This window comes from Streptomyces sp. NPDC023541 (assembly GCF_055559995.1).
The window spans coordinates 378,859-393,849 of record NZ_JBVHJO010000002.1; the positions used below are offsets into that span (position 1 = coordinate 378,859).

The window sequence follows — 14,991 nt, forward strand, 5'->3', positions numbered from 1 at the left end:
GGCCTTCGCCGTACACTGGCGCCATGCGCGATCTTGCGGGGGGCTTCCGGTATCTGCTGGCCGGACAGCGATGGGTGTTGGGACACGGGCGATGGCTGGGCTTCGGGCTGCTGCCCGGCCTGGTCTCGCTCGCCCTCTACGCCGGCGCCCTCATCGGGCTCGGCTACGGCGCCGACGACCTGACCGCCTGGTCGACCCCCTTCGCCGACGACTGGTCCGCCCCCTGGCGCGGCCTCTTCCGCGGCTTCCTCACCGCCCTCTTCTTCGGCCTCGGGCTCTTCCTCTCCGTGATCACTTTCACCGCCGTCACCCTGCTGATCGGCCAGCCCTTCTACGAGTCCCTCTCGGAGCAGGTCGACCGCAGCGAGGGCGGCGAGGTCCCGCGGTCCGGCCTCCCGCTCTGGCGGGAGCTGTGGATCTCGGCCCGGGACAGCGTGAAGGTGCTCGGGCGGGTGGTGCTGTACGGCATCGGGCTCTTCGTCCTCGGCTTCGTTCCGGTGATCGGCCAGACCGTCGTCCCGGCGCTCGGGTTCTGCGTCTCCGGCTACTTCCTGACCCAGGAGCTCACCTCCGTCGCCCTCCAGCGCCGCAAGGTGGAGCTGCCCGAGCGGCTGGTGCTGCTGCGGTCCCGGCGGCTGCTGGTGCTGGGCTTCGGAGTGCCGCTGGTGCTGGCGTTCCTGGTCCCGCTCGTCGCGGTGTTCCTGATGCCGGGCGCGGTGGCGGGAGCCACCCTGATGGCGCGCGACCTGATGCGCACCGACGAGTCACCGGCCTCCGAGGCCACCCCCGCGGACTTCGGACCGCCGCCGCCGGCCTTCTCGTAGACCGCCGGCCGCCGGCCGCCGGTCCGGTCGCAGGCCCGGATCGGCTACGGCTTCAGCAGCAGGATGGCCCCCGCCGTGTCCTCCCCGCCGTGGACCGCCGGGTCCGCCGTCAGCCGGCGGCGCATCAGGTCCAGGTACGGGGAGATCAGCTCGGCACTGACCCCCTGCTCCTGCGCCGTGCGGAGCAGGGTGCCGCTGGCCGCGACCTGCATGGCGAGGTTGGACACCACCCCGGTGGTGAAGTCCCGCGACGTGAGCCGATCGGCGGCGTTGCCGACGAAGAAGCCCATCGCGCCCAGCCACTCGGACAGCAGCGGAGCCAGGTCCTTCGGGGCGATGTCCTCGCCCTCGGTCAGCGCGTAGGCGTGCGAGATGCCGGCGAACAGCCCGTACATCGCGCTGAGCAGCGCCACGTCGTGCAGGGCGGCGTGCCCGGGGTCCTCCCCGACGAAGCGGGCCCCGGCAGGGACCTCCAGCGTCGCGCGGTGGGTGTCGAACAGGGCGCGCGAGCCGCTGTAGAAGACGTACCCGCCGGCCTCCGGGACGCCGATCATCGTGGGGGTGGCCATGATCCCGCCGTCGGTGTACCGGGCGCCCCGGGCCTCGGCCCAGGCGGCCCGGGCGCGGGCCTCGGCGGGGGTGCCGGTGGTGAGGTCGACGAGGTCCTTGCCGGTCAGGTCGACGCCCTCCAGGGTGGAGCGGACGCTGGCGTCGTCCAGCAGGCAGGTCACGACCAGGGCGTTCGCCGCGACCGCGGCCGCGGCGCTCGCGGCGACGACGGCGCCCTCGGCGGCGAGCGGCCCGGCCTTGGCGGGGGTGCGGTTCCATACGGTCAGGGAGTGCCCGGCCGCGAGCCAGGTACGGGCGAGGGCGGTGCCCATGTCGCCGAGTCCGAGCAGGGTGAGCGATTTCTGCGGTGTGGTGTCGGTCATGGCGTTTAGCCTGGTGGCAGGCAGTGGGGCGCTCAAGTACGCACTTCGGAGTGGGTGGTTACCCCAAGGTGAGCGAGCAGGTCGGGAGGGTGCGCGATGGCGGTGGCACGAAGGCCCGGTGCGGATCACTGCGGGATCGCCGCGGCGATGTCCGTGATCGACGGCAAATGGAAGGTGTCGCTCCTGTGGGAGTTGGAGCAGCGCCCGCGCCGCTTCGGTGAACTGCGCCGGCTCGTCCCCGGCGTCTCCGAGAAGGTGCTCGCCGCCCAGCTGCGCGAGCTGGAGACCGACGGCATCGTGCACCGCGAGGTCTACGACGAGGTCCCGCCGCGCGTCGAGTACTCCCTGACCCCGCTGGGCCAGGACCTGAACGCCGCCCTGGAACCGCTGGGGGAGTGGGGCACCAAGCACCTCCTCCCGGATTCGGCCCAAGGGGCCGGGCCCGTAGGATGCATCCCAGCAAGTGCCAAGGCTGTCTCTCACTGCCCTTGAGTTCGCCCTGGCCCGGAGCTTCGGCGGGGGGCCGGTGTCGCGCAGCGGCTTGCCGAGCCAGGACCGGCCACCGGGCCGAGGACCGACCAGCAGTAGGGACACAGCAGTGACAGTCAGTACCGAGGGCACGGCGACCGTGCTGCCCCCGGGCGGACCGGCCGCGCCCGCCCGCCCGATACCGGCCGCCCGGCGCGGGCTCGGCTCACGCGGCACGCTCCTGCTCCTCGAAGCCGCCGTCGCCTTCGCCGCGGCGCTCGTGCTCCCGCTGCTGGCGCGCGGCTTCAACTTCAACCCCCTCGACCGGATCGCGCAGGTCAGCGGCCTCGCCGCGATCCAGCTGCGGTTCGCGCTCATCGGCCTGGTCTTCATCGGCGCGGTGGCGCTGGCCGTACGACTGCGCGGGGGCCGGCACTTCGACCTGGCCACCCGGTTCGCCTCCGCCGCCCTCGCAGGCCTGGCCAGCGGCTTCGTCGCCGCCGGCGCGGTCGTCGCCCTCCACGGGACGCCCTGGCCGATGTTCGGCCTCAACGGCGACAGCGGCCGCATCGTCGAATGGGCCCACGCCGTGGCCAACGGCCGCCCCTCGGGCTCGCCGGTCTACCCGCCGGCCCCCCTGCACACCCTCGGCCACTACGCCGAGTGGTTCCGCGGCGGCAACACCGCGTACGCCTTCAAGGACCTCCAGATCCTCGGTGCCGCCGCGTTCGGACCGCTGGTCTACCTCTCCTGGCGCATGCTGCTCGGTCCCGTCCGGGCCCTCGCCTTCGGCGTCGCCCCCGCCTTCGCGCTGATCGACGCGTACAAGCCGTACAGCCAGACCGTCCTCGTCGTGCTGGTGCCCGTCCTGGTGGCGATGGTGGTGTCGCTGAGCCGCAGCGGCACGCAGGGCTGGCGCCCCCTGCTGCTCAAGGGCGCGGGATTCGGCGCGCTGCTCGGCGTGCTCTTCCTCACCTACTCGGGCTGGTTCCTGTGGAGCGCGGCGGGTGTGCTGTTCGCCGCACTGCTGTACTTCCCGTGGCGGGACGGCCGGCTCGGCCGGATCAAGGGCGCGGCCTTCCTCGGAGCCTCCCTCGCGGCGTTCCTGGTGGTCGCCGGGCGCTACCTCATGGTCATGCTGACCGAGGGGCAGACCACCAAGGACTACAACTTCCGGTTCGACAACTTCACCGACCCGGCGTACTACCTCATGTGGCGCACGGACATGCCCGGCAAGGTCGGCGAGTGGCCGCTGCCCGGCGAGTACGGCGGGGTCGGGCTGTTCGCCCTGGTCACCTTCGTCGGCCTCGGCGCCGCGATCTGGCTGGGCATGCGCAAGCCGATGGTGGTCACCATCGCCGCCATGTTCATCAGCGCGTGGGTGATGCGCATGTACATCGCCTCGCACATGTACGAGACGCAGACCGTCCAGCTCTACACCCGCACGAACAACCAGCTGCTCTACTGCGGGCTGCTGCTGTGCGCGCTCGTCGTCCACCTGGTCTCGCAGCGGATGGCCGCGCGCCGCGCGCAGTCCTCGGCGGACGCCGAACCCACGGCGGCCACCGCGGACGCGGGGGGCACCGGTTTCCCGGGCCGCGAAGGCGCGGTGATCGGGGCCATGTGCGCCCTGCTGCTGCTCCTCGGCACCGTCTCCTCCTCGATGGCCGACCGCTACATGCCGGCCAAGGAGAACACGTACCGGATCCTGCCGTGGGTGTCGCACACCATCACGGAGCAGGACGGCAGCTGCCCGAAGTACGCGCCCGGCGGCACGTGCTCCAAGGACGGCGACCAGAGCTGGCTCAGCTTCATCCGATGACCCCGGGGGACCGATGACTTCCGCACTGACGCGGCTGGCCGACTGGTCGGCCAGGACACCCAAGCGGCTCTGGCTGATCTCGTTCGCGCTGTTCTTCACGCTCACGGGCGCGTGGGCGGCCGCCAGTCCGCTGGGCAGCTCTCCCGACGAGCACGCGCACTTCATCCGCGGCGCCGCCGTCGCCAGGGGCCAGATCGGCGGGACCGAGGTGATGGTCCCGCACACGGTCGCGGGCATCGAGGGCCACTTCGCCGAGACCGGGGTGCAGCTCCCGGAGTGGTACCGGAACCTGCCCGCCGTGCACGAGTGCTACTCGTGGCGGGAGGCGCAGCCTGCGTCCTGCGCGCCGTCGCTCGGGAACTCCGAGAAGATCATGCAGGCCACCACGGCCGCCGGCCGCTACCACCCGGGCTACTACCTGGTGACCGGCTGGCCGAGCCTGCTGGTCGACGGCCCCAAGGGGCTGTACCTCATGCGCTTCATGTCGGCGCTCCTCTGCTCGGCGCTGCTGGCGAGCGCCGTGGTCACGGCCGCCGAATGGCGGCGCCGGTCGCTGGCGATGCTCGGCGTGTTCGCCGCGGCCACGCCGATGACGCTCTACATGGCCGGCATGGTCAACCCCAGCGGCGGCGAGATCGCCGCCGGGATCCTGGTATGGACGGCCCTGCTGTCGATCGTCCTGTCACCCGACCCGGTGCTGCTGAACCGCCGGCTGGCCAGGCTGGGCGTCGGCGGCCTGGTGCTGATCAACATCCGGCCGCTCGGCCTCATCTGGTTCGGTGGGGCGGTCGTCTTCTGCCTGCTGCTGACGCTGCGGCGCGGAGTGCTGGGACAGGTGCTGCGGCGCAAGGCGCTGTGGCTCTGGACGGGCCTGCTGGGCCTGGCGACGGCCGGTGCGCTGCTGTGGGCGGCGGGGCACCCCGACAACTCGAAGATCGACATCCCCGACTCGCTGACCACGGGCGTGGCCGCGAAGAAGACCCTCGGCAACACCGAGGTCTACATCAAGCAGATGCTCGGATTCTTCGGCTGGCTGGACACCCCCGCCCCCGCCCTCATGTACCTGGTGTGGATGGGGGTCCTCGCGACCGTCGTCGTGCTGGCTCTCGTCCACGGCCGCACGCGCGACGTGGTGGCGGTCCTCGGCATGCTCGCGGCCGTCGTGATGGTGCCGGTGGTCGCGCAGGCCTCCCAGGCGGAGCGGATCGGCATGGTGTGGCAGGGCCGCTACCTGCTGCCCTTCGCCGTCGGCCTGCCGCTGATGGCCGTGCTGGTCTGCGCCACGCGCGCCCCCGGACACGGCTTCCCCTGGCGGCGGCTGGTCGGGTTCTCCGTCGCCGGCCTCGCCCTGGCCGACGTGGCGGCCTTCTACTGGACGCTGCGGCGGTTCGCCGTCGGCACCAAGGGCTCGTGGGTGGCGACCTCGGCGCACTGGGCGCCGCCCGGCGGCTGGGCCCTGTGGACCTGCGTGTACGCGGTGGCCGCCGTCGCCGTCGTGCTGCCCGCCCTGCTCCCCGACCGCGAGAACGCCGCCGCGCGGCACCCGGACCGCGCCGCCCCGCGTCCGGACCGCCACCCGCGGGTCCACGAGCCCGCCTGACGCCGCACGGCCGAAGCGGCCTGACGCCGCACGGCCGTAACGGCCTGACGCGACGCCGCACGGCCGAACCGGCCCGGCGCACCGAGGTCGAAGCGGCTCGGTGCACTGCGGCCGAGGCGGCCCTGCGCCGCACGGCCGTAGCGGCCGGGTGCACCGCGGCCGGTCGGCCCCGTCATTCGGCGGGGCCGATCTCGGCCGTCACCACCGACGGGGTGCGGTCGTCCGCCTCGGCGAGCAGCGCCCCGTCCGGCGCCCATACGGCCGCGCCGCCACAGCCGGTCCACGGGCCCGCCCGGCCGACGTGGTTGGCGAGGACGACGTACAGGCCGTGCCGCTCGGCGATCCCCGGGTACACGGTGGCGCGCTCGTGGATCCCGTCGCCGGTGCCGTAGAGGGAGCTCGCCAGGTGGACCCGGCAGCCGTCGGCCGCGCCGCGGCCCGGCACTCCGGGGAAGTGGTTGTCGTAGCAGACGCCCAGCGAGAAGCGGACGCCGAGGAGTTCGAAGCTCCCGTCCTCCGTGCCGGCCTCGAAGACGTCCTGCTCGCGGCGGAACAGGTGCTGCTTGCGGTACGTCGTCACGTGCGCTCCGTCCGCGTCGTGGACCAGCGTCGCGATGGCGGGCCGCGGGCCCTCACCGGGCAGGGCCACGTTGACCGCGGTGGCGATACCGGCGGCGCGCACCGGGTCCAGCCGGGGGTCGTCGGCGGCCGTCCAGAGGCCGGGGTCGGCGGCGAGCGCCTCCAGCTCGTAGCCGGTGAGCGTGAACTCGGGGAACACGACCAGCGCGGCGCCCTGCTCACGGGCCGTCACGGCGAGGGCGGCGGCCCGCGCGGCGTTCGACCGGACATCGGCGGGGACGCACGTCATCTGTGCGGCGGCGATCTTCACCGGCTCAGGATGCCAGTCCGGCCGCGGCCTCCTTCAGCAAGGCCAGCAGGGCCGCGGCGGCGGGGGAGGGGGCGGTACCGCGCGGGGTGGCCGCGTACACCCCGCGGCGGGGGGCGTCGTCCGCGTGCAGGGGGACCAGTGCGAGGTCGGGTCGTACCGCGGAGGCGGCGAGTTCCGGGACCAGCGTGACGCCGAGCCCGGCGGCGACGAAGCCCTGCTTGGCGATCCAGTCGGCGGCGACGAAGCCCGTACGGGGGCGGAAACCGCCCGCCAGCGCCGAGTGCATGAGGGTCTCCTCGGGGCGGGTGCCGGCGGCGATCCACTCCTCGTCGGCCAGTTCGGCCAGTCGCAGGCCGGCCCGCCCGGCCAGCCGGTGGCCGTCCGGCAGCGCCACGTACATCCGCTCGTCCAGCAGGTGGTGCGCGGTGCACTCCCGGGGCGGCCGGCCGGAGTTCTCGGCGACGACGGCGAGGTCGAGCTCCCCGGCCGAGAGGAGGGCGAGGTGCTTGGCGGAGGGACCCTCGGTACGGGTGACGGCCACGCCGGGATGGCGGGCCCGGAAGGCGGCCAGCGCCCGCGGCAGCAGCGCGGCGTCGGCGGTGGAGAAGGAGCCGATCCGCAGCCGCCCGGCGCCGAGGGTGCGCAGCGTTTCGAACTCGGCGCGGGCGGTGCGCAGGCGTTCGCCGACGGCCTCGGCGTGCGGGAGCAGCACGTGGCCGGCCTCGGTGAGGCGGACACCGCGCGGGAGGCGGTCGAAGAGCGGGGCGCCCCACTCGTCCTCCAGGGTCTGGATCTGCCGGGAGACGGCGGACTGGGTGTAGCCCAGGGAGCGGGCGGCGGCGGTGAGGGAGCCCAGGCGGGCCACGTGCAGGAAGACCTCGTACAAGCTCTGCGGAGTGGGCATGGCGGCCATGCTAGACAGTCGCTTGTCGCATGGACGGGCCGTGTCTAGCGTCGTGGGCATGGACACAGCGCAGAAGATCGCATTCCTCGGGCTCGGCAGCATGGGGGCTCCGATGGCCCGTCACCTGCTCTCGCGCGGCCACGAGCTGACGGTGTGGAACCGGACGCCGGAGAAGGCGCGGCCGCTGGCCGGGGCCGGCGCGACGGTCGCCGCCTCGCCCGCCGGGGCCGTCCGCGACGCGGACCTCGTCATCACCATGCTGGCCGATCCGGCGGCCCTGCGGGCCGTCGCGGAGAGCGTGCTGCCCGCGCTGCGGCCCGGCGTCCACTGGATCGACACCTCGACGGTCGGGCCGGACGCGGTACGGGAGCTCGCCGGGCGGCTGCCGGCGGGGGTGACGCTGACCGACGCGCCGGTGATGGGGAGCGTCGACCGGGCGGCCGCGGGGGAGTTGTGGGTGCTGGCGGGCGGTGACCCGCTGCCCGGTCCGGTCCGGCGGGTCCTGGACAGCCTCGGCGGGGTCACCGTGTGCGGCCCGGCCGGTTCCGGCGCGGCGCTGAAGCTGGTGCTGATCAACGCGGCGGTCGGCGGGGTGGCCCTGGTGGCCGAGGTGCTGAGGCTGGGCGGCGCCCTGGGCCTGCCGGAGGAGCTGGTCCGCGGACAGCTGGCCCGCGGGCCGCTGGCGGGCGCGGTGGCCCGTGCGTACGCCGATGCCTCGGACTTCCCGGTCTCCCTGGCCGCGAAGGACGTGGCCCTGGCCACCGCCCACGCGGCGCTGCCGGTCCTGGAGTCGGTCCACGCCGCCCTGACGTCCCGTCCGGACCTGGCCGACCGGGACCTCTCCGCCCTCCGCGCCTGACCAGGCCGGGTCGGCGGGCCGGGACTTCGCCCCACGGTCCGGATCAACCTGCATAAAATGCCTGTGTGATCTTCATTGTGGTGAAATTCCCCGTCAAGCCCGAATACGTCGACGCGTGGCCCGACAAGGTCGCGCCCTTCACCCGCGCCACCCGCGCCGAACCCGGGAACCTCTGGTTCGAGTGGTCGCGCAGCCTGGAGGAGCCGGACACCTACGTCCTGGTCGAGGCATTCCAGGACGGCGCCGCCGAGGCGCACGTCACCTCGGAGCACTTCCGCGCCGCACTGGAGACCATGCGGCCGATGGTGACCCGTACGCCCGAGATCGTCAGCACGACCGTCGAGGGTGCGAACGGCTGGAGCCGCATGGGCGAGCTCCGGATCGACTAGGCGGCGTCGGGCCCTCGCAGCAGGGTCAGGAAGGCCCGGAAGGCGGCGGGCATGTCCACGGACTCGGGGGCCAGCAGCCACTGGTACTGCAGTCCGTCCATGACCGCCGTCAGAAGCGGGGCCGCCTGCTCCGGGGTGAGCCCCGAGGGCAGGCGGTCGCCGAACTCGGCGCGCAGCACCGCCGCCATCTCCGAGCGGACCTGCGCGTAGCGCTCGGTGAAGAACTCCCGGGCCGGATGCCCCTCGGTGACGCTCTCGCCCAGCAGTGCCGAGAAGGTCTGCACGATGCCCGGGCGCATGGCGTTGTACTCCACCAGCGAGGCCAGCAGGTCGAGGCGCCAGGTGTCCGCCGCGGCGCGCGAGCCGCCGCCCGTGTCCCACCGGTCGCGTTCCTCCAGCACCGCGACGAGCAGCGCCTCCTTGGTCGGGAAGTAGTGCAGCAGTCCCTGCTGGGTCAGGCCCACGCGCTCGGCGACCGTGCCCAGGGACGCGCCCCGGTAGCCGCGCTCCGCGATCACCTCGACGGCCGCGCGGACGATCTCCCCGCGGCGTTCCTCGCTCCTCGCCCTGGCCATCGCCATGGCACTCCTTCCGTCCACTCCCGTCCGCAGGACCGTAGGAGGACCGTACGGCATTCGAACATCACGAAGAGATAACAAACCCTACCGTTCAACAGGCAACAGGTTCACGATGGGGGCACCGCACCGCACCGCACCGCGCAACCGCACCGCTCTCGACGAGGAGGCTCGGCCGTGACCGATGCCGATCAGGTCCGCGACCAGATACGGGACGACGCCGTGGAGGCGGCGCTCGGCAAGCTCGATCTCGACACCAAGGCCCTTCTCCTGGCGGGCCGCGACATGTGGTCCCTGCCCGCGATCCCCGCCATCGGGCTGCAGTCCCTGGTCATGTCCGACGGCCCCGTCGGGGTCCGCGGCGTGCGCTGGACCGCCGACGACCCGTCCGTCGCCCTGCCCTCCCCGACCTCGCTCGCCGCCGCCTGGGACCCGGAGCTCGCCCGCCGCGCCGGCCGGCTCCTCGCCCAGGAGGCCCGCCGCAAGGGCGTCCACGTCCTGCTCGCGCCCACCGTCAACCTGCACCGCTCCCCGCTCGGCGGACGGCACTTCGAGTGCTACTCCGAGGACCCGTACCTCACGGGGGCCATCGGCAGCGGCTACGTCAACGGCGTCCAGGACGGCGGCGTCGGCACCACGGTCAAGCACTTCGTCGGCAACGACGCCGAGACCGACCGGTTCACCGTCGACAGCGTCATCGCCCCACGCCCGCTGCGCGAGCTGTACCTGGCCCCCTTCGAGGCCATCGTCGCCCATGCCCGCCCATGGGGCATCATGACCGCCTACAACCAGGTCAACGGCACGACGATGACCGAGCACCGGTACCTCGTGAACGAGGTCCTGCGCGGCGAGTGGGGCTTCGACGGCGCCAACGTCTCCGACTGGATGGCCGCCCGCTCCACCGCCGGCGACATCCTGGGCGGCATGGACGTGGCGATGCCCGGCCCGACCACCGTCTACGGACCCGCCCTCGCCGAGGCCGTGCGCGCCGGGGAGGTCCCCGAGTCCGCCGTCGACGAAGCCGTGCGCAACGTCCTGCGCCTCGCCGCCCGCGTCGGGGCCCTGGAGGGCGCGCCCCCGGTCGTCGAGGCTCCCCCGGCCCCCGTCGACGGCCAGGCGCTGGCCCGCGAACTCGCCGCCCGCGGGTTCGTCCTCGTCCGCAACGAGGACGGCGCCCTGCCGCTGGACGCCTCCGCCGGCCGTACCGTCGCCCTCCTCGGGGCGGCCGCGCGCGATGCCCGGGTGCTGGGCGGCGGCAGTGCCACCGTCTTCCCCGAACGGGTCGTCTCCCCGCTCGACGGACTCGCCGCGGCCCTCCCGGAGGGGGCCCTGACCTACGCGGTCGGCGCCGACCCCTCCGAGGAACTCACCCCTGCCGACAAGGGCTTCGAGCTCGTCGCCGTGTGCCGCGACGCCTCGGGGGCCGTCCTCGGCGAGGGCGGCCTGCCCACCGGCCAGGTCCAGTGGATCGGCGACGACCTGCCCGCGGGCGCCACGTACGAGGCCATGGCGAGCATCGAGGTCCGCGGTACGTTCGTGCCGCGCGAGAGCGGTGAGCACGCCTTCGGCACCCGAGGACTCGGCGCCTTCGCCCTCGCCGTCGGCGGACGGCGGCTGTGGAGCGGCGTCCAGGAGATGGGCGACGAGGCCGACCCCTTCGAGGCCTTCTTCGGGGCGCCCAGCGAGCGCGCCCGCGTCACCCTCGCCGAGGGCGAGCCCGTCGAGGTGTCACTGACCTTCCAGGTCCCCAACATGAGTGCGCTGCCGCTCAGGGCGATCATGTTCTCGCTGCTCCACCTCCCCCCGCGGCGCGACCCCGACGAGCTGATCGCCGAGGCGGTCGAGGCCGCCCGCGCCGCGGACACCGCCGTCGTGGTCGTCGCCACCACCGAGCGCGTGGAGTCCGAGGGCTTCGACCGGAGCGACCTCGCCCTCCCGGGCCGCCAGGACGACCTGGTGCGGGCCGTCGCCGCCGTCAACCCGAACACCGTCGTCGTCGTCAACGCCGGCTCCCCGGTGGAGCTCCCGTGGCGCGAGGACGTCGCCGCCGTCCTGCTGACCTGGTTCCCCGGGCAGGAGGGCGGGGCCGCGCTGGCCGACGTACTCCTCGGGGACGCGGAGCCGGGCGGCCGGCTGCCCACCACCTGGCCCGCCCGGTTCGCCGACGCGCCCGTCACCGAGGTCGTCCCCACGGACGGCCGCCTGGAGTACGGCGAGGGCCTGTTCATCGGCTACCGGGCCTACGAGCGGCGGGGCGTCACCCCCGCCTACCCCTTCGGGCACGGCCTCGGCTACACCGACTGGGCGTACGAGTCCCTGGAGGCCACCGCCGAGACCGTACGGGTCCGCGTCACCAACACCGGCACCCGGCCCGGCCGCGAGGTCGTCCAGGTCTACCTGGCGCCCGTGGACACCGCGTCCGACGGTGCGTCCGACGGCACGCGGAGCACGGCCGTCGAGCGTCCGGCGAGCTGGCTGGCGGGCTTCGCGAGCGTCGCCGCGGGCCCCGGCGAGAGCGTCGAGACCGAGATCCCGCTGCCCGCCCGGGCCTTCGAGGTCTGGGACGAGGAGGCCCGCGGCTGGCGCCGGATCGGCGGTGCCTACGAGGTGCGCGCGAGCCACGCGCACGGCGACACCCGGCTGACCGCGACGCTCGACATCGCGTGACACTCCGTATGGCCGGAAACCACCCCTGAGAACCGGTCCGGGGACGGGCCCTGACACCCGTCCCCGGACCCTCCGCGCACTGACGTCAACGCGGCGGCTCCGCCGCCGTCACCTGGCGGTGTGCCAGTTCCGCCAGCCGCGCCTGTCCGTCCTTGCCCGGGTGGAACCAGTCCCAGCGGCTCAACTGCTCCGCCGCGAAGGGGTACTGGAACACCGCGCCGCCGTCGTAGCGGCACAGCGCGTCCTTCCCGCAGACCTCGCGCAGCACCTCGTTGTACTCGACCACCCGTGCCCGCACCTGCTCGCGCCGGGCCTTGGCCCCCGTGGCCAGCGACAGCGGATCGGCGAGCATCGACTGGCAGATGCCCAGCTTCCACACCTGGCGCACCATCGGGAGGTCCTTGCCCTGCTCCCACAGCCGCTGCAGGTCCGGCACGCTGGAGACGTACACCTGGGAGGTCGGGGACGCGGCCCGCAGCTGCGCGAGGGCCTGCTCGAAGCCGGACCGGAAGTCCGCCACCGGGGTCATCGACGAAGCGGTGGGCCGGCAGGCGTCGTTCGACCCCACCATCACCGTGACCAGGTCGGGCTTGTGCGCGGCGGCCGCAGTCAGCTGGGCCGGCAGGTCCGCCATGCGCGAGCCGGTCACCGCGTAGTTCCAGCTGCGCTCGGGCACCGCGGCCTGCCCCAGCAGCCGGCTGGCGAGGGAGCGGACGGCGGGGTCGTTGCCGGTGGCCCAGGAGACCTCGGGGCAGTCGGCGAGGACCGAACAGGCGTCGAAACCACGTGTGATGGAGTCGCCGGCGGCCGCGACCGAGGTGGGCGCCGTGTTCCACCGGGGCCCCGACTGCGCTCCGCGCTCGCCGCGGTCGGGCGACCCGCCCGACTGACACCCGCTCAGAGCCCCGGCCAGCAGCGCGACCGCCGTGCCCGCGCCCGCGAGAGTACGGCGCGCGCGGCGTCCGGCGGCGGTGGTGCGCATGGGAAGGACCCCTCCTTGTGGCCCCCACGTCGACCGGGGGGCCTGGTGAGTGAAAGCTCTGTGTTTACCGGTCTTGGAGCGACCGTACGTCACACCATGACCCCTGGCGCACGGTAGCTTTTTCCCGTGGCGTTTCGGCCGCAGGTCCCGTAGCGCAATGTCAAATAATTTCCGTTACATTACATCACGTCACAAACTGTCCGTTTTCTGGAGTTTATTCCCGACCTCGTCCACCACTGGAGGTCCCGGTGACGACACGTGGAGTTCTGTACGTGCATTCCGCACCGCGCGCGCTCTGCCCGCACGTGGAATGGGCCGTAGCGGGCGTGCTCGGGGTGCGGGCGAACCTCGACTGGATCAGGCAGCCCGCCTCCCCGGGCACCTGGAGAGCCGAGTTCTCCTGGCAGGCCGAAGCGGGCACCGCGTCGAAACTCGCCTCCGCGCTGCGCGGCTGGCACCTGCTGCGCTTCGAGGTGACCGCGGAGCCCTGTCCGACCGCCGAGGGCGAGCGCTACAGCTCCACACCGGAGCTCGGCATCTTCCACGCCGTCACCGGTATGCACGGCGACATCCTCATCCCGGAGGACCGGCTGCGGGCCGCCCTGGCCCGGTCGGCGCGCGGCGAGACCGAGCTGGAGGCGGAGATCGCCAAACTGCTCGGCAAGCCCTGGGACGACGAACTGGAGCCCTTCCGCTACGCGGGCGAGGGCGCGCCCGTCCGCTGGCTCCACCAGGTGGTCTGACCCCCCGTCCAACGCGGAAGGCCCACCCGGGATCACCCGGGTGGGCCTTCTGCCGTGTTTCAGGGGCGCACTAGACCGTACGGAACGCCAGGGTGACGTTGTGGCCGCCGAAACCGAAGGAGTTGTTGATCGCGGAGATCGGACCGTCGGCCGGCAGCTTGCGCGGCTCGCCGATGACGATGTCGGCGTCGATGTCGTCGTCGAGCGCGTCGACGTTGATCGTCGGCGGGGCCAGCCGGTGGTACAGCGCGAGCACGGTGGCGACGGTTTCGATACCGCCCGCGCCACCCAGCAGGTGACCGGTCATCGACTTGGTCGCGGAGATCGCGATGTGGTCGAGGTCGTCGCCCAGGACCTTGCGCAGGGCCTTGATCTCGGCCGTGTCACCCTGCGGGGTGGACGTGGCGTGCGCGTTGACGTGGACCAGCTCGGCCGGGTCGAGACCCGTGTTGTCGAGCAGGTTCTGCACCGCGGCCGCGACACCGCGGCCGGTCGGCTCGGGCTGCGCGATGTGGTGGCTGTCCGCGGACAGGCCCTGGCCCAGCACCTCGCAGTAGACCCGGGCACCGCGCTTGGCGGCGTGCTCGGCGGACTCCAGGATGACGACGCCCGCGCCCTCGCCCAGGACGAAGCCGTCACGGGCCTTGTCGTACGGACGCGAGGCCGTCTGCGGGTTCTCGTTGTTCTTCGACATCGCCATCATGTTGGCGAAGGCGGCGATCGGCAGCGGGTGGATCGCGGCCTCGGTGCCGCCCGCGACGACCACGTCGGCGCGGCCGGTGCGGATCATCTCGACGGCGTAGCCGATGGCCTCGGCGCCGGACGCGCATGCGCTGACCGGAGTGTGCACGCCCGCTTGGGCGTTGACCTCCAGGCCGACGTTGGCCGACGGGCCGTTCGGCATGAGCATGGGAACGGTGTGCGGGGAGACCCGGCGCACACCCTTTTCCTTCAGTACGTCGTACTGGTCGAGCAGTGTGGTGACACCGCCGATGCCGGAGGCGATCACGGTGCCGAGCCGGTCGGGTGCGATGGACTCGTCCTCGCCGGCCGGGGCGGTGTAGCCGGCGTCGGCCCACGCCTCGCGGGCCGCGATGACGGCGAACTGCGCCGAGCGGTCCAGCTTGCGGGCCAGCGGCCGGGGGAGGACCTCACTCGGGTCCACGGCGACAGGGGCGGCGATGCGTACCGGGAGTTCGGCGAAGCGCTCGCCCTCCAGGGGCTTGACGCCGGAACGGCCGGCGAGCAGACCTTCCCAGGTCGAAGCGCTGTCGCCACCCAGCGGAGTGGTTGCGCCGATACCGGTGACGACCACGGTGCGATTGGTCGGGCTCACA

14 protein-coding genes are annotated in these 14,991 nt (G+C 73.3%); 8 read left to right on the forward strand and 6 right to left on the reverse strand.

What is annotated here, in order from left to right; all coding sequences use genetic code 11:
- Window positions 1-23: 23 nt before the first annotated feature.
- Window positions 24-824 carry an EI24 domain-containing protein gene (locus ACZ3X1_RS05755; RefSeq protein ID WP_467277004.1) on the forward strand — a complete coding sequence of 267 codons (801 nt, stop codon included), beginning with the start codon at window positions 24-26 and terminating at the stop codon, window positions 822-824.
- Window positions 825-868: 44 nt separating this feature from the next.
- Here ACZ3X1_RS05755 and ACZ3X1_RS05760 read toward each other — a convergent pair whose 3' ends face one another.
- Window positions 869-1,756, reverse strand: a complete 888-nt coding sequence (locus tag ACZ3X1_RS05760; RefSeq protein WP_467277006.1) for an NAD(P)-dependent oxidoreductase — start codon at window positions 1,754-1,756, stop codon at window positions 869-871.
- 96 nt (window positions 1,757-1,852) lie between these two features.
- On the opposite strand from ACZ3X1_RS05760, the gene ACZ3X1_RS05765 reads away from it, so the two are divergent.
- The 3 genes from ACZ3X1_RS05765 to ACZ3X1_RS05775 all read left to right on the forward strand — a co-directional run bounded on the left by ACZ3X1_RS05765 (window position 1,853) and on the right by ACZ3X1_RS05775 (window position 5,646).
- Entirely contained in the window at window positions 1,853-2,248 is a 396-nt protein-coding gene (locus tag ACZ3X1_RS05765) for a winged helix-turn-helix transcriptional regulator (protein WP_356810368.1), read from the forward strand.
- A gap of 106 nt (window positions 2,249-2,354) precedes the next feature.
- The gene (locus ACZ3X1_RS05770; RefSeq protein ID WP_356810367.1) at window positions 2,355-4,046 is read left to right on the forward strand and encodes a hypothetical protein; all 1,692 of its coding nucleotides are present in this window, start codon (window positions 2,355-2,357) and stop codon (window positions 4,044-4,046) included.
- Between the two features lie 13 nt (window positions 4,047-4,059).
- Entirely contained in the window at window positions 4,060-5,646 is a 1,587-nt protein-coding gene (locus ACZ3X1_RS05775) for a DUF2142 domain-containing protein (protein WP_467277009.1), read from the forward strand.
- Window positions 5,647-5,818: 172 nt separating this feature from the next.
- Here ACZ3X1_RS05775 and ACZ3X1_RS05780 read toward each other — a convergent pair whose 3' ends face one another.
- Window positions 5,819-6,535 carry a carbon-nitrogen hydrolase family protein gene (locus tag ACZ3X1_RS05780; protein WP_467277011.1) on the reverse strand — a complete coding sequence of 239 codons (717 nt, stop codon included), beginning with the start codon at window positions 6,533-6,535 and terminating at the stop codon, window positions 5,819-5,821.
- A 4-nt stretch (window positions 6,536-6,539) separates the two neighbouring features.
- A complete protein-coding gene (locus ACZ3X1_RS05785) occupies window positions 6,540-7,448 on the reverse strand; it encodes a LysR family transcriptional regulator (RefSeq protein ID WP_467277013.1) in 909 nt (302 codons plus the stop codon).
- 49 nt (window positions 7,449-7,497) lie between these two features.
- On the opposite strand from ACZ3X1_RS05785, the gene ACZ3X1_RS05790 reads away from it, so the two are divergent.
- Both ACZ3X1_RS05790 and ACZ3X1_RS05795 read left to right on the forward strand, forming a co-directional pair.
- Window positions 7,498-8,298 (forward strand): NAD(P)-dependent oxidoreductase, encoded by an 801-nt coding sequence (locus tag ACZ3X1_RS05790; protein WP_356810363.1) that lies wholly within the window; start codon window positions 7,498-7,500, stop codon window positions 8,296-8,298.
- 65 nt (window positions 8,299-8,363) lie between these two features.
- Complete coding sequence (locus ACZ3X1_RS05795; RefSeq protein ID WP_467277016.1) at window positions 8,364-8,687, forward strand: putative quinol monooxygenase; 324 nt, start codon at window positions 8,364-8,366, stop codon at window positions 8,685-8,687.
- Here ACZ3X1_RS05795 and ACZ3X1_RS05800 read toward each other — a convergent pair.
- Window positions 8,684-9,262: a TetR/AcrR family transcriptional regulator gene (locus ACZ3X1_RS05800; RefSeq protein WP_362627573.1), complete on the reverse strand. Its 579-nt coding sequence runs from the start codon at window positions 9,260-9,262 to the stop codon at window positions 8,684-8,686. The genes ACZ3X1_RS05795 and ACZ3X1_RS05800 overlap by 4 nt on opposite strands.
- Window positions 9,263-9,439: 177 nt before the next feature.
- On the opposite strand from ACZ3X1_RS05800, the gene ACZ3X1_RS05805 reads away from it, so the two are divergent.
- Window positions 9,440-11,929: a beta-glucosidase gene (locus ACZ3X1_RS05805; RefSeq protein WP_467277018.1), complete on the forward strand. Its 2,490-nt coding sequence runs from the start codon at window positions 9,440-9,442 to the stop codon at window positions 11,927-11,929.
- A gap of 85 nt (window positions 11,930-12,014) precedes the next feature.
- On the opposite strand, the gene ACZ3X1_RS05810 is transcribed toward ACZ3X1_RS05805, so the two are convergent.
- The gene (locus ACZ3X1_RS05810) at window positions 12,015-12,911 is read right to left on the reverse strand and encodes an SGNH/GDSL hydrolase family protein (protein WP_356810359.1); all 897 of its coding nucleotides are present in this window, start codon (window positions 12,909-12,911) and stop codon (window positions 12,015-12,017) included.
- 248 nt (window positions 12,912-13,159) lie between these two features.
- Between ACZ3X1_RS05810 and ACZ3X1_RS05815 the strand changes: the two genes are divergently transcribed.
- Window positions 13,160-13,654, forward strand: a complete 495-nt coding sequence (locus ACZ3X1_RS05815; protein ID WP_356810358.1) for a DUF3145 domain-containing protein — start codon at window positions 13,160-13,162, stop codon at window positions 13,652-13,654.
- A gap of 70 nt (window positions 13,655-13,724) precedes the next feature.
- On the opposite strand, the gene fabF is transcribed toward ACZ3X1_RS05815, so the two are convergent.
- Window positions 13,725-14,990, reverse strand: coding sequence for a beta-ketoacyl-ACP synthase II (fabF, locus tag ACZ3X1_RS05820; RefSeq protein ID WP_356810357.1), 1,266 nt, complete (start codon window positions 14,988-14,990; stop codon window positions 13,725-13,727).
- Between the last annotated feature and the right edge of the window lies 1 nt (window position 14,991).